The following is a 21154-nucleotide window of genomic DNA, read 5'->3' as shown; positions in this document are numbered from 1 at the left end:
TTATACAATTACTATTCCATAGGCTTAGGTTCTGAGAACAAATATCCTTGCGAGTAATCAATATTTAACTCTTTAATTTTTTCATGTATAGATTCCGAGCTGACAAACTCTGCTACAACTTTTAAGTTTTTGATCTTGGCAAACGATACAATAGTTTTTACAATATCGTAGTGATCTTGATTTTCATCTATCTCTTTAATAAGTGAACCGTCTATTTTTATCGTATCTGCATTTAGTTTTAAAAGATACTCAAAGTTGCTGTAACCTGTTCCAAAGTCATCTATAGCAACCTTACATCCATATGATTTTATAGTTGTTATAAACTCGTTTACCTCATCAAAATTCTCAATACCTTCAGACTCAACAAGTTCAAGTGCTATATCTTCACATCTATCAAACTCTTCAAACTTCTCATAAACATAATATTTTGTTTGTTCATTTTGAATATCTTCAATTGTTAGATTTATAGAACATTTAATTCCATACTTTGTCATAGCATCTAGAGTTTTATCTATAACTATTTGAGTGATTTTGTTGTACTGGTTAGATTTTTTTGCTTTGTCCAGAAAAAAGTATGGTGAGATAATCTCATTATCAATACTTATCATCCTAACCAATGACTCATATTTAATAATCTCTTGTGTATTTGTGTCTACAATAGGCTGAAAAAATACAGTTATACGATCATCGTTTATTGCTTGCTTAATTCTGTTTGACCAAGTAAGATTTGATTTATACTCTTTTTCTAAAGGGTTTTCATTCGTATATATATTAAAGTTAAGTCCATTTTGTTTTGCAAATGTCTTAGCAAGGTGAACTGAAGGAATTAGATTATCTTGAGCTTCAAAAGAGAGTACTACCGTAGTGTTAAGATAAAATGTTTTATCATTTATAGTTAATGTCTTAGTATTTAGAAGGTTATTTACATCTATCATTTCAGCTATAAATATGTCACGTTCTATACCATCGTTAAAAACAATAAACTCATCGCCTGAAAGGTGAAACAGCTTATAATTGTTTTTTAGTCTTTTACTTAAAATGTTGGAGAGCTTAACAATAACCTTATCTCCTATTTCATCACCGTAAAAGTCATTTATCTCATGAAAGCTGTTTATATCTATAAGAGCTATGCTGGCATTTGAACCTGCAGAGTGAATTGTCTCGTTAAGATGAAACCTATTATACAGACCTGTTAACCCGTCAGTAATCAACAGATTTTCAATCTTCTCTTGTTTGTTTACTATATCTGTTATCTCATATCTTGTAGCAATATATTCGCTTATTTCTTCATTATCGTCAAGTACAGGAACGATTACGGCCTGAACTACATATGTTCTACCATCTTTAGTCAGGTTTTTAAGTTTTCCACGCCAAATCTTTTTTGACTGAATGGTATTCCACATATCCGTAAACACCTCTTTTGGAACATCAGGGTGTCTTACTATATTGTGATTTTTGCCTATAACCTCATCTTTTTCAAATCCACATATCTCATAAAACTTATCATTGGCATATTTAATCTTACCTTGCGGGTCAGATATAGTAACTATAGAGTTCTCATCCATAGCATCTTTATAACTTTTTAGCTGGTGTATATTTTCATTTAGTTTTTTGGTCTTAGACTCTATCTCTTTTTCTAATTGAGTTTCATAATCCAGTCTATCTGTAATATCCCTTACTACAGCTACATTATAGTCTACATTGTCATGATGTATGATTTTTGCATTAACTTCTATAGGAAACTCTGTTTTATCTTTACATGTTAGAGTTGCATAATCAGTTTCAATTCCCTTGCTTTTTAAATTTTCTATATGTTCTGAAAAACTGCCTGAGTTGAGTAATGGCTTTCGAAAGTTTTCTATCCCTAAATCATTCATCTCTTTTAATGAATAACCAAGCTTATTTTTTGCAGTATCATTTGCATATACTATATCAACACCGTTATCAGCAATTTTCAATATAAAAAGCATATCATGCGTGTTGTCTAAAAAAGTTTTAAAGAGATCATCTCTTTCATGAAAAAAATTATTTTCTTCAAATTCCATTTATTTATTTACCTTATTGCTATAACTAATCCAAAATAATATAAACAATTATAACCAAGTGAAACATCTTTAAAAAGATATTTTTGATTATTATTTAATCTTATTATACTTTATAACCTATATTTTTTTAGTGATTCTGCAAAAATCGTAAAAATCACTTAACATAAGATATCTCATCTCTATATCTTCAAACTTCTTAACTAAAGGCTCATTACCTTCGTTGTAATACTTTACATCGTTTATAAACTCTTTAGGATAGTCCAGTTTTTCCGCTTTTAAAGAAGCAAAACACTCCATAAATTCCATAAATATTTTATTTATAGTATTAGTCTTCTCTTCTGTTTTTTCATTTAAAAAGTTTGAACATGTCTCAAACTCTTTACAAATACTTACTAAACACTCTTGCATGAGTCTTCACTTGTACATGTAGATATCTCTTGTAGCATGTTTATGTCTACATTTAGAACCTTACTTAATCTGCTTGTGTTAAAACCGCAAAGTTTATTCTCACCAAAGATCATTAAAGGTCTTTTTATAAGTATAGGAGTTTCTAACATCTTAAAAATCAGATCATCTTTTGTTATCTTCTCTAATTTTAATATGCCGTTTTTAATATCTGGTGCAGATTCATTTACAATCTCTGTTTTATCTAAACCGTAAAAAAAGCTTTGCAACTCCTCTGTAGTCCAAGGGTTAGAAAGTATATCTTTTACATCAAGTTCGTATCCGCACTGCTTTAACAGCTTTTTCTGTCTTGCATTACCTGCACAACCCGGCTTTTCATAAAACACTATCGTTGGTTTGCTTGCACTAAATATCATTCTTTACTCCTAATCCATATATGGTATGTCTAAGTTTGCATCTCTGTCACTGGCACTAAAGTCAAAGCTGACATCTACATCTATACCGCTTAGTTTCTTCTCTATCACTTTTACCTGCAGTATATGATAAGAACCTTCTGCAATATTACTTTCTATGCTTTGTTTATAATACCCTAAAATGATAGGATGTATTTTCTCTTTATTGCTTAATATATCATCCAAAAACGACTTTAATTCAGATATATCGTACTCATCTATTTTTTGCAGCTTTCTAATAAGGTTTCTTACAAACTGTTTTGGGTGATACCCCTCACTCATATTTAACAATTTTGACGCTGCATATATATCTGCAATCTGTTCAGAGTAGTTATACAGATACCTAAAGTGATCACATACAGTCTCAACATATTCAGGGTAATGCTTTAAAACAAATACAAGCTCTTTTAAGTCACCGTCTATTAAAACCTGAAAAAGTGTAGCTGTACGTTTTTCTAACTTCTCCCAGTGAACACCTTCACTTCTAAACTCACCCAAAAATCTCTCATAGTTTTCTAAATCGTATTCTTCATCCATACTTAAATATATACATAAACTATACCGATAATCTATTTCAAAACTTAAAGGTATACAATCTGCATAAAGATAGTAAAAACATTAGGCAGATAACATGAAAGAAAAAATATCATTTGGAACATACAGAACAACTTTTCAAAATCCAATCCATTACGAGGCATTAAACTTTGCACTTGACTCAGGCATAAACTCTATAGACACATCTTCAAACTATATGTACGGTGAAGCAGAGGTACTTATAGGTGAGAGTCTAAAAGGAAGAAACAGAGAAGAGTTCAGTATTGTTTCAAAGGGCGGTTATATACAAGGTCCTAATATGCAAAGACTAAATGAGGGCTTTGAGATAGAAGATGTTGTTAAGTACGATCCAAGATGTTACCACTCAATCTCTCCTATGTTTTTAGAAGATCAGATTGAAAACTCTCTAAAAAGACTTCAGAGTGATTATTTAGATACTTATCTTTTACACAACCCTGAATACTACCTAATGACTGAACTAAAAAGCTCGGCTACAGATGAAGATATAGACAAACACCATGCAATTATGCAAGAGCGCATCAAAAAAGCGTTTACATTTTTGGAAGAGATGGTTAAAAAAGGCAAAATAAAATCATACGGTATAAGCTCAAACTCGTTTGCAAAAAAAGACAACGATTACCACTTTTTAGAGTACCGCCACCTAATTGACTATGCAAAAGAGATTGCAGGTGATGATCACCACTTTAAAGTTATGCAGCTTCCGATGAACATGTACGAAAAAGACGGAGTACCTGCTGCAAAATGGGCACATGAGAATGGATTGGAAGTTCATGTAAACAGACCTCTAAACGCATTTTATATGGGTGGGATGTTAAGACTTGCAAGTTACGATAAATGTAACGAGTTTGAAGAGCTACATAGTGAGATTACTAAAATAGACAACAAGCATCTCAATATTGTCGTAAAAGACTTAATTGAGAATCAAAACAGATTTGGCTTTGCAGGTGACGTTGATGAAACGATTGATTATCAGGTGATCCCTTACCTTATACAAAACGCTCAAGTGCCTGATGAACACTTCAAACTAATAGACGACTTTTTAAACTGTTACAAACAAAACGTAAAACACTCACTAAGTACAATAACGGCTAAAAAGATAGGTCTTGAAGAGCCAATGGACAAACATGCGTTAGAGTTTTTGACTAAGAAACACTATATTGACAAAGTACTTGTCGGTATGAGAACAAAAGAGTATGTAAGTAAGGTACTTTCATACTAAACACATGAAAAATTTTCAACTAAGCACTGCACATCTTGAAAAACTTGATAAAAGATTTTACGATATATGCAGAGCTACGCCTCTTGAAAACCCATTTGTAGTTTCACTAAACAAACCTTTGTTAAATGAGCTTGGTTTTAATTTGGATGATCTTGAATCAGAAGAGTTTATAGGCTTTTTAAACGGTCACTATATCCCTTCTGGATCTATTCCACATGCAAATGCATACTCAGGTCATCAGTTTGGATACTTCGTGCCAAACTTAGGTGATGGACGTGCATTAAATCTAGGAATGAGCAAAGGGCATCACCTTCAACTAAAAGGCAGCGGTATAACAAAGTACTCGCGTGAGGGAGATGGTCGTGCGGTTCTTCGCTCAAGCATAAGAGAGTATCTCATAAGTGAAGCTATGCACGCTTTGGGCATACCTACAACAAGAGCACTAGCACTGATTGGTTCAGATACAAAAGTGTACAGACAAACTGGGGAGAGCGGAGCTATACTTCTGCGCTCATCAAGTTCATGGGTTCGTTTTGGAAGTTTTGAGTTTGCATATTTGGGTGATAAAAAACAAGAACGTGTAAAAAATCTTGCTGACTTTGTTATAGAGGAAAGCTACAGCCACCTTAAAGATCATCCTCACAAATATGAAGAGTTATACTTCGCCGTTTCAGACAGAACTATAGAGCTGATCGCACTGTGGCAGAGCGTTGGGTTTATGCACGGTGTTATGAACACCGACAATATGTCCATTGCAGGACTTACCATAGACTACGGTCCTTATGCATTTATGGAAAACTTCCAAAAAGACTTCGTATGTAACGCTTCTGATTATGACGGACGTTACAGTTTTGAAGCTCAGCCCTACATTGCACAGTGGAACCTCTCAGCTCTTGCAAAAGCACTCTCGCCTATTGCAGATGAAGATCTGCTAAATAGATACAACGACACTTTTATAGGTAAGTTTAAAAAGAGATACTTTGAGCTTATGGGTAAAAAGCTGGGTCTGCTTGACTACAATTTTGACACAGATAAAACACTGATTACAAATTTGTTAAATGCTTTAGAAGAAGACAAAATTGACTACACTCCATTTTTCTATAACCTAAGCAATAACGACACAATAGATATGCATGGAAGCAGTATAAGTCTATGGCTTAAAGAGTATTATGAGAGAATTAAAAACTCATCTTACTCAAAAGAAGACATACAAAAGTGTATGAAAGAGACAAATCCAAAATACGTGCTTAAAAACTATATGCTTCAAGAAGCTATAGCAAAAGCCGAGCTAAACGACTTTACACTTGTTGATGATCTGTTAAAAATAGCACAAAACCCATTCGGTGAGCATAAAGAGTATGAACACTACTCTAAACCCTCAAAACCAAACAACACATTTATATGCAGTTGTTCATCATAAAATAAAGGAATAAAGTATGAAAAAACCGTTTAACCCAGATGATTTCAATGTAGATCTAAAAGTAGCAGATGTTGTAGAGAAGTTTCCACAGCTAAAAGAGCTTGACTTTACAAAAGTAAGCCTCAAAAAAGAGGTCGTAAAGTACAACTACGAAGTTGTAGCACCTGAGTATGAAGACTTAAAATACAGCAGCATAGAAGATTACTACGACATTGACGTAGATACTATCGTCTAAGCAAAGATCTGTAGCTTTCTGCCAAATGGGACTTTGTTCTTGTTTTGAGAAAGCGCCCATAAAACTTCATACGGAGGCGGTATGCGTGGGAAGATCCCATCACCGTCTGTAAAATACAAAAGCATAGAACTCATAGGCAGGTTTTGTTCTACATAATCAAACACGGGTCTATAATCAGTCCCACCTCCCCCTTTTAAAGCAAAGTCCATATCATCCCCACCTATAAAAGTATAGTGTGAATGCACTTTTGCATCAGCGATCAGAAGCTCTATTGCAACTGATGGGAAGTTTTGCATGATTGACTTGAACTCAGCTATAAACGCGCCCAAAACATCTTCACGAATCGAGCCGGATGTATCGATCGCAACGATCAGCGAGAGTGTGTCACTAGCAAGTGAAGGAAGAGCTACACCGCGGTAAAGGTGCTTCTTGTTTGGAGGCATAAAAGCGTAGTTGTTTCTCATGTGGCGGTTGATCGCATTGTAAAGCTCAAACTTCCAGTCTATGTCGTTTGTTTTTGCCTTTTTTGCAAAGCGCTCAAGTCCAAGCGGAGTTGAACTTTTTTTGTTGGCTACCTCTTTTGCAAGACTTGCTGCGTAGTCCCACTCATCTTCGATTTTTTCAACTGCCATCTTTTGTACTTTTTGAAATATGGAGCTGTCGCCGCCCTTGTCTTTTATGAAACTTGAAAGCAGTTCTGCATCGTCATAAGAGTTTTTGCCTGAAGATTCTTGAATCTGTTCTTTTAAAACATCGTAGATCTCTTCTGAGTACATATTTCTAAACTCATTGTTATAGTTTGCACCATCTGGGATCTTAAACTTGTTCTTTTTAAGCATGTTGTTGATCGCAAAGTCTGTGGCTAATTGCCAAAGAGCACCTTTTCTATCAAGCTTTCTTGCAGAGTGTGAGAGTACATGGTGCATTACACAGTTAGTGAGTATGAAAAACAGCTCATCCATAGAACGCTCTAGTATATACTCAGGGTTGTATATAAAGCGAACACCGTTACTTGCATAAGAGTCTATCTTCTGGTTTTCTTCGTGCTTCAGCCTTGAAGCGAGCATACCAAAGTACGGATGTTTGGCAGTAAGCTGACTCTTTGCTTTTGTTAGGAGTGTATATGCGTCCATACTACTTCATTAAAGAGTTAAATTGTTTGATCCATAAAGGCCAGCTTTTAATGTAGTCTAACCCTATATCTCTTTGTCTTAGATCTTGAACGATCATCACGGCAAACTCGCCTGGAAGATTCAGGGTGTATCTTAAAAGGTTGTCTAGCTCTGCGGCTCTTGTTTCGTCGTTTATACGCATAGTAAGTGATGTACAAAGTATATGTAGAGCTGCCGTTTCTTCTGGAACTTTGTTAGACTCACCTGAGAGTATGTCATCTATGTTTGGAAGTGATGAAGCTACACTTCTAAAACCTAAAAATGAAGCTGCAAGTTCTTCACCGATCGCACCTTTGATCAGATCCATTAAAAGATCGTCTTCAGGCTCACTTTTAATGATCTCGTTTACATACTCCCATGTTCTTGGTGTTGCAAATGCTTTTGAGTCATTTTGTGCGCTGAAAGAAAAAAGCGCGTCTGGTCTGTACGAACTAAACGCTATGATAGACTGATCGATGTCTGAAGCCTTAGCCCACTCCTGCCAATCAGGAAGGCTTACTTCCATATCTAAGTGTACAAATCTGTTTGCAAGCGGAGCTGCCATACGAAACACAACACCGCGATCACTCTCACGGTTACCCGCTGCTACGATCGCCCAGCCTTCAGGTAGCTCATATTCACCAATTTTACGATCAAGGATCAGCTGGTATGCAGAAGCCTGAACCATAGGTGCGGCAGTGTTTAGCTCATCTAAAAATAAAATACCTTTAGAGCCTTTGTCCTCAGGTAAAAATGAAGCAGGTGCCCAGATAGCTTTGTCGTTCTTTGCATCAAAAAACGGAATACCTCTTAAGTCTGTAGGATCAAGTAGTGAAAGCCTTAGATCTATGTACTCAACATCGCTTTCATTTGCGATCTGCTTTACAATAGAACTCTTACCGATTCCCGGAGGTCCCCATAAGAAGATTGGCACCTTTCTTTCTACAAGATGAGATATGGCTCTTTTGGCACTTTGTGGATTCATACAAAAACTCCCTAGTTATATTGGGAGTGTAGTTACAAGAACCATACCTTTTAAAAAATTGTGGTTGATAAGCATCGCTTTTGCGATACTTATGCGATTAAAGTAGTAGTTATTACGACAGATCCAATTATAATTGCAGCCTGAAGAGAGATTGTTATGAGTAAATCATATCTGTTCTCTTTCATCGTTTTAATTATCTGGCTCATAAGCAATTCCTCCTTTCGTAAAATTAGGAGTATTTTAGTCCGATTTAACTAAAACACTTATTTGTCTCTTAATTAGTTCAAAAATTTAAGTTAAGAGTTTTTTTGAAAGCTGCTCTATTCTTTTTTGCTGAAGTATATGAAGTCCGCTGTCTTCAAGCCACTCCTCTACTTTCTCTGCATAATATTCTAAGATCAGTTTAGACACCTGCTCTTTTTTCTCTAACAGCTCTTCTAAAAAGCTTTTCATATCATCTAACTCGAACTCTTCAAAGTCTTGAAGCTTCAAATAAAACGCTTCCAAAAAGCTCTCATCTATATAGTCTTTTGCCGTTTTTAAAAACTCTGTTGCCTCTATGGGATCTGCTACTATTTCATTCCATTTTCTACCGTTTATCAGCTGATCTACTGCTACGTCAATGTACATGGGTACTAACTCAAGAACTTTGTTAAGCTCAGAAAAGTCGTTGTCAACAAGATCGCGAAACAGCATACGGCTTCTGTTTCTGATCTTCTTTCTCAGCTCATCATCCCCAACTACATCTTTATGAAGCAGAGTAAAACGTTTAAGTGCACCAAGCTTTGAGTGGTTAAATGCCATGATCGACACTAAAGGATGCTCATCTTGGATCTGAGCCTCTACAGAGCCTGAGGATCTGCAAAACGCCCAGTAAAGTCTGGCTTCAAAATCTTCGTGGTTTATGTAGCGTTCATCACCAAGAGATTCAAAGTTGTCTTCATCTTTTAGTTTTTCAACTTCATCTTTGTACTTTAGACTAAATAATTCTTCCATAAAATAATATTTACATCTTTTGTGCCAAATCACAACACAATCATTTAAATTAACTAATTTTGTTTTTATGTATTTAGATTATTCAAAGTTTAGCTATATATAATATTTCCTATATAGTTAGACTAATAACTAATGGAGAAAATATGGAAATATTCACGAAGTTTAATCGAAAAGATATTCAGGATCGTCAGATTGATACCTTAGTTGGTTTAAGCAAAGGTTTAATTGCTGACGGAAAAGTTAATCAGAGTGAAGCTGAGTTCTTGCTTTCATGGTTAGTACAAAATCGTAATACTACAGATAATCCAATAATACATAATCTTCTTGAAAAAGTTGATTCTATGCTCGAAGACGGAATCTTGGATTCTGAAGAATCAACTGAATTACTTGGTATTCTTCAATTAATTTCTGGTGAGAAGTCAGAACTAGGTGAATCATTCAAAACTACTTCTTTACCAATCAATAATCCTATGCCTCAAGTAGCTTTTGAAGGTGCATCATTTCTGTTTACTGGGACATGTGCATATGGTACACGTAAACAATGCCAAGAAGCCATTGAATCATTAGGTGGCATAAATGCTAAAGGAGTGACTAAAACCTTAAACTATCTTATTTTAGGAACATATGTTACTGATAGCTGGGCTCACGAAAGTTTTGGTCGAAAAATCGAAAAAGCAATGGATTATCGAGATAACGGTGTCCCATTAATAATAATCACTGAAGAACATTGGATAAATGAAGCTAAATTATAATGTAAACTCCATTACCCTGCCAATAGATTCAAATTTAGTTAGATTCTTTTTATCGTTGATTATAAAAAGGGTCTTGCAAACCATAGACTCGCTGATCTCAAATTCGCCGTCAGTCAAAACCATTAATAAATTCTCAGCTCTTACATCTGTTTGTTTTAGATAACGCAGAACCTCGTCAAAGTTCGTACCGCCATCGCTTTTGGGTATAAAAAAGTCTTTCTCTTTTAAAGTGCTAAATGAGTTAAACTCGACTATATGCTCCTCTTTTACCTTTATATCAAACGGCAAAACTTTTACCGAGTACTCATAAAAACCTTCGCACACATCAGCCACTACACCAAGGAACTTTTTGTATTCATCAAGCGTTACACTGGACGAGCTGTCAAGCGCTATGTAGACATCTAAAAACTCATCGCTTTTTTGGTTACCCGGCAGGTAAAGCCCAGAGTGCACAAAACGTCTGTTTGGTCTTGAGTAGGTGCTCTGTTTTTCAAACAACGAAGATATCAAAAACTCTTTCAGTGCATCTTGCAGGTTGATCTCAGGTTTGATCAGAGTGTCGATCTCTATGCTCAGACCTGAGTAATGGTTTGCACTTTTTTTAGCAATCGAGAGTGCCTGAATGATGATCCCATCCAGTTTTTCCCTCTCACCGCTTGAAGTGTTTTCATCTTCCACTTCTTGAAGATCGAGCTTTGACTCATCATACTGGTGAGCTTTAAGATCACCTCTCTCGTCTGGCGTTACTTTTACTTCACTCTCTTCATCTTCCCCATCACCGCCATCATTGTCTTTTTCTTCTTCCTTATAAAGAACCTCGTAAACCTCTTCGACACATTTGTCTTTTAGATCTTCATCTACAAGTTCGTCACTCGGCATCTGACCTATGTTTTTAAAACTGCTTAGAATGTTGTTGATCACTATGTCGCAAGCCTGATTCCAAATGTAAGGATCTCTTGTCTTTTGTCTGTATGGGTGTTTTAAAACTATGTGCAAAAGTGTATGCGCGTACAAATATGTAAGTTCATCTTCTGAGTAGTTTTTTAGTTTCTCTAAGTCTATATCTATCTTGTAGCCGTTTGTCTCAAACGCACTATTTTCATTCTCTGTAAAGTTTGTGTCAAGTGAGAGTGCTAGAACAGATAAAAAAGGATGGTTAAACAAAAAGTTAATTCTAACCTTTTGAAAAATATCATCAAACGATGTATTCGCCATACTTCTCTAACCACTCTTCAAACTCGTCTAACTCTGCGATCGACTCATCTTTTAATATCAAGTCTTTAATCAGCATTACAGCAAATTCAACAGGCAGTTCTTTTGAGTATGCAAAAAGGTTTTTTGCCTGAGCCGAGTTTTCATACTTCTCTATGATCGCTGCACAAAGAGCGTAAAGCGCACTAGGCTCTTCAGGCACGCTTTGGCTCTCTCCGCTTAAAATAGCATCTATGTCAGGAAGTGTTTTATACACCTTTACAAAAGATATAAACTCGATCCCTGCACCATAACCTACAGTTCCGTAAACCACAGGGTGAATAGTGTTGATCTCGTTAGTTGAATCAATGATGTTTGAGAGCATATTCCACGCACGAGGTGTACAAAAAGCAGGATTTGTCTCGCTAGAAGCTGGTACTTCGCTGCTTAATAAGTCAGGACGAAATCCAAGAAAACCGATGATGAAAGGATGTATAGAGTTTTTAATAGCCCACGCTTTAAAGTCATCGTATCTTGCTTCAAGAACTATGTGCACCATTCTGTTGATCAGCGGTGAAGGAAGTTTAAAAACGATCCCCTTGTCGTCTATCTTGTTACCTGCACATACTATGCGCCAACCTTTTGGCATAGTGTACTCGCCTATCTTTCTATCAAGTACGAGTTGGTAGATCGCAGCCTGAACTGAAAGCGGAGCAGAGTTAAGCTCATCTAAAAACAGTATACCTTCAGAGTCAGGATCTGTCGGTAGGAAAACGGGCGGCATCCATTTTGTCTGCTCATTAGAAATAGTAGGAATACCCCTAAGATCAACCGCGTCAAGTTGAGAAAGCCTAACGTCTACAATCTCCAAGTTATTTTTACCTGCTATGTCGTTTACAATGTACGACTTCCCTATTCCCGGACTTCCGTGAATAAATACTGGTGTATCTGTTTTTATTAAAATCTCTAGTTGTTTGTATAACTCTGTTGTACCGATCGCAGGTGTTATCATTTAGCTTTCCTTAGCTTAGTTTTACTTCTTTTAGTATCTTTGCAAGATCATCGTTTAGCGTGTTTATCTTTTTGATCACATCATCACGTGTAGGCTCATCAAGTGCAAACCTTGAATCTATAAACTCATAAATACCTATACTGTCTGCATATACGCTTTGAAGCAGATCTGCTTTTATTTTATCTTCTACTAATCCCATATTTATCTCCTATATACAACCATACTGGACTTTTTAAAGCCCTCTTTTTTGTAAAATCTGTGTGCATCAACATTGTCAAAGTCAGTCAAAAGTGTAACTCTCTCAACTCCGCTGTCATTAAGTATTTTCAAAACCTTTTTTAAAAGCTTTGTGCCCATACCGTTTTTTCTGTATTTTTTTAAAACAACCATATCTTCAAGTATTGCTACCTTTTTGCCAAGAGCAGTTGAATAAGTGTAGAGTATGTTTACCATACCTACAACCTTGCCCTTTTTCTCTACTACAAAAATGTCACCTATGCTTTTTGACTTTATGATCTTCTTTAGCGCTTTAGTCTGTTTTTTAACGTCTACTTTAAATTCAGCCTCTTGAGTAAACAGAGATTTTAGAAGTTTGTTTAAAACATCTATATCATCTAAAGTAGCAAGTCTTACCATTGACTATACGCCCATCCAGTTCTCGTGAGTGTGACCTTTGCGTTTAAAGTCGATCGCAGCTTGGATCTGTGTGTCTAACTCATCAAGATTAAACTCATCATCCAGATCTTTTGGTATTTGAATGTATACGATCTCACCCTCTTTGTCTATAATGAAAGCAGATTTTGCACAAACGCTAGAGTCTATAAGTACGCCGAACTTGCTACAAAAACCTTCAAAGTCTATAGTTGCGAAACCATCATCAACTTCTCTTGTAAATGCTTCTGGAGAGAAAAAGTATATGTTAGCTTTCTCTTTGTGTTTGTTTACGATGCTGTAAAGCTCTTTAGAAAAAGAGTTTCCGTACGGAAGAGTGATCATAACCTGAACTTTGTCAGCCATCATACCGATCACTTTTTGTTCTCCGCTTATCATCTTAACTTTTACAGCTGGTGCTTCACCGCCAACTTTTCTCTCTTTCTTTTGTAACTCGACTGCATTTCCATTATAGATAACTTCCATCACAAACCTTTATAAAAATATATTTACTTTAAATATATACAGATTACGTACCTTTGCAAGGAACGATATATGTATAAATAGATTTAAACTTATATATGAAGGAATTAATATGGCAGTTAAAATTACTGATGAATGTATCTCATGTGATGCATGTGCACAAGAATGTCCGGTTGCGGCAATTTTAGAAGATGGAAATGAAAAAAACCCAAGTGATGTTTTTTATGTAAAACCTGAAAGCTGTGTTGAGTGTGTTGGTCACGCTGATGAGCCAAGATGTGTTGAAGCTTGTCCAACTGAGGGAGCTATCGTTTGGGATATGCCATATACTATGGATTTCAACGAGTACTATAAAGAAGGTAACGAAGCTGGTACTTACAAAATTCGTGAACACAAGAAAAAAGGTCTTATGCTTCCAGAAGTTAAAGAGATGCCATTTATCGATAGCATTGATATGAGCGATCGTGAATCTCACGCTACAATAGGTAATTGGTAATCAGAAGATGTCTGTATATATTACTGATAGCTGTATAAACTGTGACGCTTGTATTGACGAGTGTCCAGCTACGGCAATAGTTAGTGCGGACGAATCTCCACTTGCTGATGGAGAGTTCACGTATGTTAAACCTGAAAAATGTATAGAGTGTGTAGATACAACAGTTCCAAAATGTGCGGATGTGTGTCCGACAGAGGGTTGTATCGTTTGGGACATGCCTTATACTGCAGAGTTTAACGATTACTATCTTCAGGGTCAGGAAGATGGTAAGTACAAAATTCGTGAACACAAGAAAAAAGGTCTTCTATCTCCAGAAGCTCAACCAAGACCATTTAGAGAAAGCATCACTGTTGCAGACAGAGAAGCTCTAATGGCAGTACAGATATAAAACTAGATAATCTAGTTTTATATTTATTATAAACTTTCTATATACTATTTTTCGCTACAATTTTACAAAATAATCATTAAGGTACAAATATGAAAATTGCTATCCCTGTAAAAGACGAAAGTCTGACTTTTGTAGGAAATGCCGGACATACTCCGAAATTTGCTATTTACGATATGGTTGGAAGCGGAATGTTCCGTTCATTTAAACTAGATACTATCAAAAACAATCCAAGAACAGATGTAGATTTTGAAGATGAAGATCACACATGTGCTCACGATGGCGACAATGATGCAGAGCATATTGCACAACATAACAAAATGGGTGTAGTTTTAGATGAATGTGACTATATTGTAGTTACACGTGCATGTAAAAACACGGCTAACACTATGAACGATCATAATGTAAAGATCATCAAGTATACTGGTGATGCTTCAAACGCAGATGCGATACTTAGAGAAGTATCTGCACAGTTTATTTAGCAACTTTTTTATTTAACTTAAACACCGTGTATATTAAAAGCGCTCCACCTACGAGCGTAGATATACTCGGTACTTCCGCATATATAATGTTCGAGCTTCCCATTGCAACAAGCGGTACTAAAAATATAAACGACGATGCCTGATTTGCACCTATGATCGTACTTGCTTTAAAGTAAAAGGTAGTTGCAATTCCTGTTGATACCACAGTTGTAAACAGAAGGTTGATCCAAAAAATATAATCAAACTCAAAAATCTCAACCACTTTTTCGTTTGGTACGAAAAGAATGTATGACGTTAACGAAGATGCAATGTAGAGATAAAAAGTAAATACCAAAGTCCCTGCATATTTTCTTGATCTTGCACTAAGTATTGTAAGAAAACTCCATGCAATTGATGCTAGTAAAAAAAGGATATTGCCCTCTTTCATCAAATCACTCACAGAATTGTTATACAGATCAAGCATGATCATTGTACCTATGATTCCTATTCCCAAAGGTATCTTTTTTTCACGTGGTATATCTACCTTTTCGATAATAGCAATGATCAAAAATGTAAATATTGGGTTAGAACCTGTAACAAGCATTCCTCCAAAACCTGCATATCCAACTTCAAGTCCCAGAAAAAATAAAAGATTATAGACTATAAGAACAATGACAGAGAGGGAGAGATATTTAAAAATCTTTTTTGAAAAAACAAGTTTTTGATTTGAGAAATACAACATAGGTATTAGAGACAACGAGCTTAATAAAAATTTCCAGAACGTAAGTGTATAGCTGTCTGTGTACTCTGTCAGTATTTTTGATGATGGCCATGCAACACCCCAAAAAAACATCGCTAAAACAAGATAGATATATACATTGTTGTCAATATGTCTTTGCAATTTTTTCCTCACTAGAAAATATAAAACGAATTATATACCTTTTTTGAAAGGAACACTTTATGAAACATAGTTTTGCAAGAAATTAATTAAAGGATTTTTTATGAGTTGTTCAACAGGTGGATGCGGTACGCACAGTGATTCAGGTTTTGATCCAAACAATCCGGAAGCTATGGCAATAAAAGAAAAAATCAATGCTCACCCATGTTACAGCGAAGGTGCACACCAGCACTACGCAAGAATTCACGTAGCAGTTGCTCCTGCGTGTAATATACAATGTAACTATTGTAATAGAAAATATGATTGTTCAAACGAGTCACGTCCTGGTGTGACAAGTGGTAAATTAACTGCTGAAGAAGCTGTTAAAAAAGTTTTATATGTTGGTGGTGAGATTCAACAACTTTCAGTTGTAGGTGTTGCAGGTCCAGGTGATGCGTTAGCTAACCCTAAAAAGACTTTCGACACATTTAGAATGCTTCAAGAAAAAGCACCAGATTTAAAACTATGTCTTTCTACTAACGGTCTTAGAATAGCTGACTATATAGATGAGATAGAAAAATACAATGTTGATCACGTTACTGTAACTATAAACACTGTAGATCCTACTGGTGAGATCGGTAGCCAAATCTACCCATGGGTACACTGGAACCACAAAAAAGTTTGGGGTGCTGAAGGTGCTAAAATACTTTTAGAGAGACAACTTGAAGGTATAAAAATGTTAACTGAGAGAGGAATTCTTGTAAAAGCTAACTCAGTTTTAATTCCTGGTGTTAATGATAAAGATCTTCCAAATGTTGCTAAGAAACTTAAAGAGATGAACGTGTTCTTACACAACATCATGCCTTTACTTTCTTCTCCTGAATTTGGTACTAAATTTGGACTAGACGGTGTTCCAAGTGCAACTGACCAAGAGACTATGGCAGTTCAAGAAGCTTGTGGTATGGATATGAAACTAATGAGCCACTGTCGTCAATGTCGTGCGGATGCTGTTGGTCTAATCGGTGAAGACAGAGGTGACGAGTTTGGTAAAGAGATCTTTGTTGGTATGAGCTTCGAAGCTTTAGAAGACAAATACAATATCTCTGCACGTGCTCAAAAACACCAAGCAATTGAGAACTGGCGTACACACCTTGAAGCTGCAAATCAACGTATTAAAATTGAGCAAGCTTCTAAAGAGCAGTTAAGTTCAACTGGTGAGACTAAACTTGTAGCTGTTACTACTAGCGGTGAAGGTATGATCAACATGCACTTTGGTTCAGCTCAAGAGTTCTTAATCTACGAAGTTGGTGACAAAGCTATCAAATTTGTAATGCACAGAAAAATCGAGAGTTCTTACTCTGGTGCTGATATGGGTGAAGACTATAACCCAATTGAAGAGATCAAAACTACACTTAAAGATGTTGATCTTTTACTTACTGCAAAAATCGGTGAGTGCCCAATGAACGACTTAAATGAGATCGGTCTTGTTTGTGATGATACATACGCTAACGAGCCAATCGAAAAATCAGCTTTTGAAGCAGTTAAAAAACACTTTTCAGAAGAAATACAAGAGGTAGGTTAATCCCTACCCTTGCCTACAATGCAAAATAATCCAAAAATAATACTACTAAACGGATATGGACCTATATCTATAAACAATGAGCTTATGGAGCTATACGCTGTTACGACTTCTCATGGAGCTATAGGTTTTCCATTAAAATCTCTACGTGCTGAAAATGTCACTATTATAAAAGACATAGATACATTTTGGTCTACAACAAAGAAGATAAAACCTGAAAACATGTGCTATGTATATGCTTATGATGGTTTAAACGAAGAAGACAAAGAAAAGATAAAAGCACAGTCATTGCTTGAAATATAAGCAACAGATATAGTGGAACACTTTATGAATACTAGTATAATAATTATACTTCAAAAGGAGTTTATATGGCTATAATTAATGACACAACTCTTCGTGATGGTGAACAAGCTCCATACGTTGCTTTTAATACGCAAGAGAAAGTAAATATAGCTAAACTTCTATATGAAGCAGGCGCAGATGAACTTGAAGTAGGAATACCTGCTATGGGTTCAAAAGAGCAAGACGATCTAAGAGAGATACTTGCACTTAACCTTCCTATTCAGATCATGAGCTGGAACCGTGCTACTATGAAAGACTTAGAAGCTTCGTTAGAGACTGGTATAAAAGCAGTTGACCTTTCTATCCCTGTTTCACAAACACTTATAGATGTAAAGTTCGGCGGTGACAAAGACAGACTTTTCAGAAACCTTGAAGAGGTTGTAGGTGCAGCTAAAAAAGAGGGTCTGTTTGTTTGTGTAGGCGGTGAAGATTCAAGCCGTGCAGATAATGACTTTTTAAAAGAGTTAATGGGATATGCACAGTCTTTAGGTGCTGACAGATTTAGATACTGTGACACTATCGGTATTTTAACTCCTAATCAAACGTATGAGAATATATCTTATCTATGCCAAAACAACAGCTTAGATATAGAGATGCATACACACAACGACTTCGGTATGGCTACTGCTAATTCTATAGCTGGTATAGAAGCTGGAGCGATCAGTGCAAACACAACCGTAATTGGTCTTGGTGAGCGTGCGGGTAATGCTTCTTTTGAACAAGTTCTTATGAGCCTTAAATATCAGTTTAAAGAATCTCGTGAAATAAATGCGGCTAAACTTCATGAACTGGTTCACAGCGTAGCATTAGCTGCAAATAGACCTATAAGTGCATCACGCCCTATTGTAGGTGCAAATATCTTTTCTCATGAATCAGGTATTCATGTAAACGGTATGATTAAAAATCCAAGCTCTTACGAAGCATTTGAGCCAGAAGGTGTAGGACTTCAGAGATTTTTCCCAATTGGAAAACACTCAGGAACTTCTACACTTTTATATCACCTAAACGAGAGCGGTATAAAACCGATAGCAGAGAAGGTACAAAACATACTTCCTGTAGTTAGAGAGATAGTTACAAACAGAAAAAAAGTTCTTGATCCTCAAGAGTTAAAAGAGTTGTATCTATGTTCATAGGATGGATTAGAAAAAAAAGTTTTGAAGCTGATCTGAATAAGATTGAGGAGTCTATGGCAATAGACAAGTCTCTTATTCAAAAAACATATTTAGACAATTCTTCTTTATGTTTTGGTGCATATAATGATGAAAACAATCTTGTAGCATTTATATCTGCTTATGATCAGGGGGAGAGTTTTTTAATAAACAACTTCTTCTATACAGCAGATATAACCAACGATGTTAAAAAGAGACTTTTAAAACTTCTGCTTGATAATATAAACGAAGATGAAAAACCGATCATGATCATGGCAAAGAAAGATGAAAGAGGTCTTTTCTCGTCGTTCAAATTTAACGAATTTGCTAAGTTTAAACGTGCTTACTATAGTGGTGGCGGTGTTGCTTTTAACTTTACAAATGCAACTTCAAAAAGTATAACTACAGAGAACTATATACCTATTATGATCAATATAGACAAAATAGCATTTAATACAAACAGAATGAGCTACACTAAAGATGTACTCTTAAAACAGTCATCACTTGTTTTAGCAAATGACTATGGTTACCAGCACTCATACGCTATAAATAAATCATTAGTCAAAATATCTCCATGGGTCATGAAAGACGCTGCTTTTAGTGAGGCTGAAAAGATGATCAGGGGTATTATATATCACCGTGGTCTAAAAAAGATATATGCTTTTATACCTAGTGATGTAGATGAGATCACAGATTTGTATGCATCTTACAAATTTGATTTGAGTGAAGAGTATACTCTTTATTACAAAAATTCAAAACCATTTATAAACTTGGAAATGGTTTATGCATTTTAAATTTAAAACAAAGGAAAAACAATGGCATTAACAGAAGAACAAAAAGAGATTAAAAAAGAGTTTGCAGGTTATAAAAGAAAAGTTACTGAAGTAGCTGGTGAGATTCATGATATAGTTGAAGATACAATATGGACTGACTACACTAGACTACCAGAACTTAGTGAAAAAGTTGCAGTACTAATGAAAGATGTAAATGAGTTTAAAGCTCAACACGACTTTCTAAAATAGTAAGACACTTTACAGTATCATCGAGGAAACCTCCATGGAAGATCCAAATACTAAAATCATATGTGAGTGCGGCTCTAAGACAGTTTCACAAGCAGTAGAGATTTTAAAAGAGACTGATCTTCCATATAAAAAAGCCAAAAAATTAGTTACAGAATGTAATAAGACATGTTGCAGAAGACCTTTGATGGCTCTGTTTAATATGATACAATTTGGTGAAATAGATTATGAAGAGATAGATTTTTTAATCGATCAAATGAATGACAGGTAAAGAGATGGAAAATAAGTATTTAGAAGATTTTTCGAGATGGATGAGAAATAAAGGACTAAGTGCAAAGATACCTTCAGATATTGATAAATTAAAAAACCTATCTATACTGGACTTAACAAAGTCAAAACTTCATGAACTTCCTGAGTCTATATGTTACTTAGAAAACCTTAGTGTTTTAAAACTATCAGGTAACAGACTTACAAAACTTCCATCAAATATAGGGAACCTTAAAAACCTAAGAAACCTTCAATGTGAGAACAACCTTTTAGAGGAACTTCCGGCAAGTATAGGTGATCTTGATTCTCTGGTTATTTTAAATCTAAACGGAAATAGACTAACACAACTACCTGATGAGTTTTATAAGCTTACGAAACTGACACGTTTGACAATAGCTGCAAACTCTATAGAATCTCTTTCAGACAAACTAGGTAACCTGACACACCTGCTCTACTTTTCACTTGATACAAATGAGTTAAAAGAGTTACCAGATGCATTTGATAAAATGGCTTCATTATATTATTTAGACCTGTCATATAACCATTTTACGTATCTTCCTAAATCTATAGGAGAGATAGATGAGCTTGAAACACTTTTACTAGAGGGTAACCATATAAAAGACCTGCCATCTTTAGAATCTCACGATATGCTTATAAAACTAAACCTAAACGATAATCATCTAAGTAAGATAGATTTTGACCTTAGCAAGTTAGAAGACTTACAGCTTTTAAGTCTTGACAACAATAATATAGAATACCTACCTGAGAGTGTATGTAAACTAGCTAAGCTAAACTGTCTAAGTATAAGCGCTAATAACTTAAAAGAGCTGCCTGAGTGTATAGGAAAGTTAGAGAATCTTCTTGAGCTTGATATAGATGAGAATGAGATAGAAAAATTCCCTGAATCTTTTTATGAACTTAAAAAGCTAAAAACGCTTTATATAGATGAAAACAATGGTCTAGAAAATCCTAAACTACCTTCATTAGAGTTTTGTGACGTAGAATAG

The 21154-nt window shown here is 35.5% G+C and carries 27 protein-coding genes; 14 read left to right on the top strand and 13 right to left on the bottom strand.

All coding sequences use genetic code 11. The features are described from left to right. Positions 1-11: 11 nt before the first annotated feature. The 4 genes from ABZA65_RS09785 to ABZA65_RS09770 form a co-directional block, all read right to left on the bottom strand. Positions 12-2045 carry an EAL domain-containing protein gene (locus tag ABZA65_RS09785; protein ID WP_373073135.1) on the bottom strand — a complete coding sequence of 678 codons (2034 nt, stop codon included), beginning with the start codon at positions 2043-2045 and terminating at the stop codon, positions 12-14. A 117-nt stretch (positions 2046-2162) separates the two neighbouring features. Next, positions 2163-2453, bottom strand: a complete 291-nt coding sequence (locus ABZA65_RS09780) for a hypothetical protein (RefSeq protein ID WP_373073133.1) — start codon at positions 2451-2453, stop codon at positions 2163-2165. Continuing rightward, positions 2438-2866, bottom strand: coding sequence for an ArsC/Spx/MgsR family protein (locus ABZA65_RS09775; RefSeq protein WP_373073131.1), 429 nt, complete (start codon positions 2864-2866; stop codon positions 2438-2440). Before ABZA65_RS09775 ends, ABZA65_RS09780 begins: the two co-directional genes overlap by 16 nt. A 9-nt stretch (positions 2867-2875) precedes the next feature. Then, positions 2876-3439: a hypothetical protein gene (locus ABZA65_RS09770; RefSeq protein ID WP_373073129.1), complete on the bottom strand. Its 564-nt coding sequence runs from the start codon at positions 3437-3439 to the stop codon at positions 2876-2878. A 94-nt stretch (positions 3440-3533) separates the two neighbouring features. On the opposite strand from ABZA65_RS09770, the gene ABZA65_RS09765 reads away from it, so the two are divergent. From ABZA65_RS09765 to ABZA65_RS09755, 3 genes are read left to right on the top strand one after another with little or no spacing between them, the layout of a single operon-like run. Further along, a complete protein-coding gene (locus ABZA65_RS09765; protein WP_373073127.1) occupies positions 3534-4697 on the top strand; it encodes an aldo/keto reductase in 1164 nt (387 codons plus the stop codon). 4 nt (positions 4698-4701) lie between these two features. Next, on the top strand, positions 4702-6117 hold the full coding sequence (locus ABZA65_RS09760; protein WP_373073125.1) for a YdiU family protein: 1416 nt from the start codon (positions 4702-4704) through the stop codon (positions 6115-6117). A gap of 16 nt (positions 6118-6133) precedes the next feature. Next, positions 6134-6352: a hypothetical protein gene (locus ABZA65_RS09755; protein WP_373073123.1), complete on the top strand. Its 219-nt coding sequence runs from the start codon at positions 6134-6136 to the stop codon at positions 6350-6352. Here the strand turns inward: ABZA65_RS09755 and ABZA65_RS09750 are convergent. The 3 genes from ABZA65_RS09750 to ABZA65_RS09740 all read right to left on the bottom strand — a co-directional run bounded on the left by ABZA65_RS09750 (position 6349) and on the right by ABZA65_RS09740 (position 9484). After that, positions 6349-7485: a VWA-like domain-containing protein gene (locus ABZA65_RS09750; protein WP_373073121.1), complete on the bottom strand. Its 1137-nt coding sequence runs from the start codon at positions 7483-7485 to the stop codon at positions 6349-6351. The genes ABZA65_RS09755 and ABZA65_RS09750 overlap by 4 nt on opposite strands. 1 nt (position 7486) lies before the next feature. Continuing rightward, positions 7487-8488, bottom strand: a complete 1002-nt coding sequence (locus tag ABZA65_RS09745) for an ATP-binding protein (protein WP_373073119.1) — start codon at positions 8486-8488, stop codon at positions 7487-7489. 291 nt (positions 8489-8779) lie between these two features. Further along, the gene (locus tag ABZA65_RS09740) at positions 8780-9484 is read right to left on the bottom strand and encodes a hypothetical protein (RefSeq protein ID WP_373073117.1); all 705 of its coding nucleotides are present in this window, start codon (positions 9482-9484) and stop codon (positions 8780-8782) included. A gap of 143 nt (positions 9485-9627) precedes the next feature. Between ABZA65_RS09740 and ABZA65_RS09735 the strand changes: the two genes are divergently transcribed. Then, the gene (locus ABZA65_RS09735) at positions 9628-10236 is read left to right on the top strand and encodes a BRCT domain-containing protein (protein ID WP_373073115.1); all 609 of its coding nucleotides are present in this window, start codon (positions 9628-9630) and stop codon (positions 10234-10236) included. Here the strand turns inward: ABZA65_RS09735 and ABZA65_RS09730 are convergent. Genes ABZA65_RS09730 through ABZA65_RS09710 form a run of 5 tightly spaced genes read right to left on the bottom strand, consistent with a single transcriptional unit; the run spans position 10231 to position 13576 of the window. Further along, complete coding sequence (locus ABZA65_RS09730; protein WP_373073113.1) at positions 10231-11451, bottom strand: VWA-like domain-containing protein; 1221 nt, start codon at positions 11449-11451, stop codon at positions 10231-10233. The genes ABZA65_RS09735 and ABZA65_RS09730 overlap by 6 nt on opposite strands. Then, the gene (locus ABZA65_RS09725) at positions 11432-12439 is read right to left on the bottom strand and encodes an ATP-binding protein (protein ID WP_373073111.1); all 1008 of its coding nucleotides are present in this window, start codon (positions 12437-12439) and stop codon (positions 11432-11434) included. The genes ABZA65_RS09730 and ABZA65_RS09725 overlap by 20 nt, the downstream gene beginning before the upstream one ends. A 10-nt stretch (positions 12440-12449) precedes the next feature. Further along, positions 12450-12638 (bottom strand): hypothetical protein, encoded by a 189-nt coding sequence (locus tag ABZA65_RS09720; RefSeq protein ID WP_373073109.1) that lies wholly within the window; start codon positions 12636-12638, stop codon positions 12450-12452. 2 nt (positions 12639-12640) lie between these two features. Then, positions 12641-13075 carry a GNAT family N-acetyltransferase gene (locus ABZA65_RS09715; RefSeq protein ID WP_373073107.1) on the bottom strand — a complete coding sequence of 145 codons (435 nt, stop codon included), beginning with the start codon at positions 13073-13075 and terminating at the stop codon, positions 12641-12643. 3 nt (positions 13076-13078) lie between these two features. After that, positions 13079-13576, bottom strand: a complete 498-nt coding sequence (locus tag ABZA65_RS09710; RefSeq protein WP_373073105.1) for a hypothetical protein — start codon at positions 13574-13576, stop codon at positions 13079-13081. Positions 13577-13685: 109 nt separating this feature from the next. Here ABZA65_RS09710 and ABZA65_RS09705 point away from each other — a divergent pair, with 109 nt between their 5' ends. The 3 genes from ABZA65_RS09705 to ABZA65_RS09695 all read left to right on the top strand — a co-directional run bounded on the left by ABZA65_RS09705 (position 13686) and on the right by ABZA65_RS09695 (position 14936). Continuing rightward, the gene (locus tag ABZA65_RS09705) at positions 13686-14069 is read left to right on the top strand and encodes a 4Fe-4S dicluster domain-containing protein (RefSeq protein ID WP_373073103.1); all 384 of its coding nucleotides are present in this window, start codon (positions 13686-13688) and stop codon (positions 14067-14069) included. A gap of 7 nt (positions 14070-14076) precedes the next feature. After that, positions 14077-14457: a 4Fe-4S dicluster domain-containing protein gene (locus tag ABZA65_RS09700; protein WP_373073101.1), complete on the top strand. Its 381-nt coding sequence runs from the start codon at positions 14077-14079 to the stop codon at positions 14455-14457. Positions 14458-14546: 89 nt separating this feature from the next. After that, positions 14547-14936: a hypothetical protein gene (locus ABZA65_RS09695; protein ID WP_373073099.1), complete on the top strand. Its 390-nt coding sequence runs from the start codon at positions 14547-14549 to the stop codon at positions 14934-14936. On the opposite strand, the gene ABZA65_RS09690 is transcribed toward ABZA65_RS09695, so the two are convergent. Further along, a complete protein-coding gene (locus tag ABZA65_RS09690; protein ID WP_373073097.1) occupies positions 14929-15816 on the bottom strand; it encodes a DMT family transporter in 888 nt (295 codons plus the stop codon). The genes ABZA65_RS09695 and ABZA65_RS09690 overlap by 8 nt on opposite strands. A gap of 100 nt (positions 15817-15916) precedes the next feature. On the opposite strand from ABZA65_RS09690, the gene nifB reads away from it, so the two are divergent. The 7 genes from nifB (at position 15917) to ABZA65_RS09655 (ending at position 21154) form a co-directional block, all read left to right on the top strand. Beyond that, on the top strand, positions 15917-17374 hold the full coding sequence (nifB, locus tag ABZA65_RS09685; RefSeq protein WP_373073095.1) for a nitrogenase cofactor biosynthesis protein NifB: 1458 nt from the start codon (positions 15917-15919) through the stop codon (positions 17372-17374). An 18-nt stretch (positions 17375-17392) separates the two neighbouring features. Continuing rightward, positions 17393-17674 (top strand): hypothetical protein, encoded by a 282-nt coding sequence (locus ABZA65_RS09680; protein ID WP_373073166.1) that lies wholly within the window; start codon positions 17393-17395, stop codon positions 17672-17674. Positions 17675-17739: 65 nt separating this feature from the next. Next, complete coding sequence (gene nifV / locus ABZA65_RS09675) at positions 17740-18846, top strand: homocitrate synthase (RefSeq protein ID WP_373073093.1); 1107 nt, start codon at positions 17740-17742, stop codon at positions 18844-18846. Beyond that, positions 18837-19655 (top strand): hypothetical protein, encoded by an 819-nt coding sequence (locus tag ABZA65_RS09670; protein WP_373073091.1) that lies wholly within the window; start codon positions 18837-18839, stop codon positions 19653-19655. Before nifV ends, ABZA65_RS09670 begins: the two co-directional genes overlap by 10 nt. A gap of 21 nt (positions 19656-19676) precedes the next feature. Continuing rightward, complete coding sequence (locus tag ABZA65_RS09665; RefSeq protein WP_373073089.1) at positions 19677-19883, top strand: CCE_0567 family metalloprotein; 207 nt, start codon at positions 19677-19679, stop codon at positions 19881-19883. A 34-nt stretch (positions 19884-19917) separates the two neighbouring features. Continuing rightward, entirely contained in the window at positions 19918-20151 is a 234-nt protein-coding gene (locus ABZA65_RS09660) for a hypothetical protein (protein ID WP_373073088.1), read from the top strand. Positions 20152-20155: 4 nt separating this feature from the next. Continuing rightward, positions 20156-21154, top strand: coding sequence for a leucine-rich repeat domain-containing protein (locus ABZA65_RS09655; RefSeq protein ID WP_373073086.1), 999 nt, complete (start codon positions 20156-20158; stop codon positions 21152-21154).

The organism is Sulfurimonas sp., from assembly GCF_041583195.1.
Lineage (GTDB): Bacteria > Campylobacterota > Campylobacteria > Campylobacterales > Sulfurimonadaceae > Sulfurimonas.
Note: the sequence above shows the minus strand (reverse complement) of the source record. Positions and strands in the feature narration are given on the sequence as shown.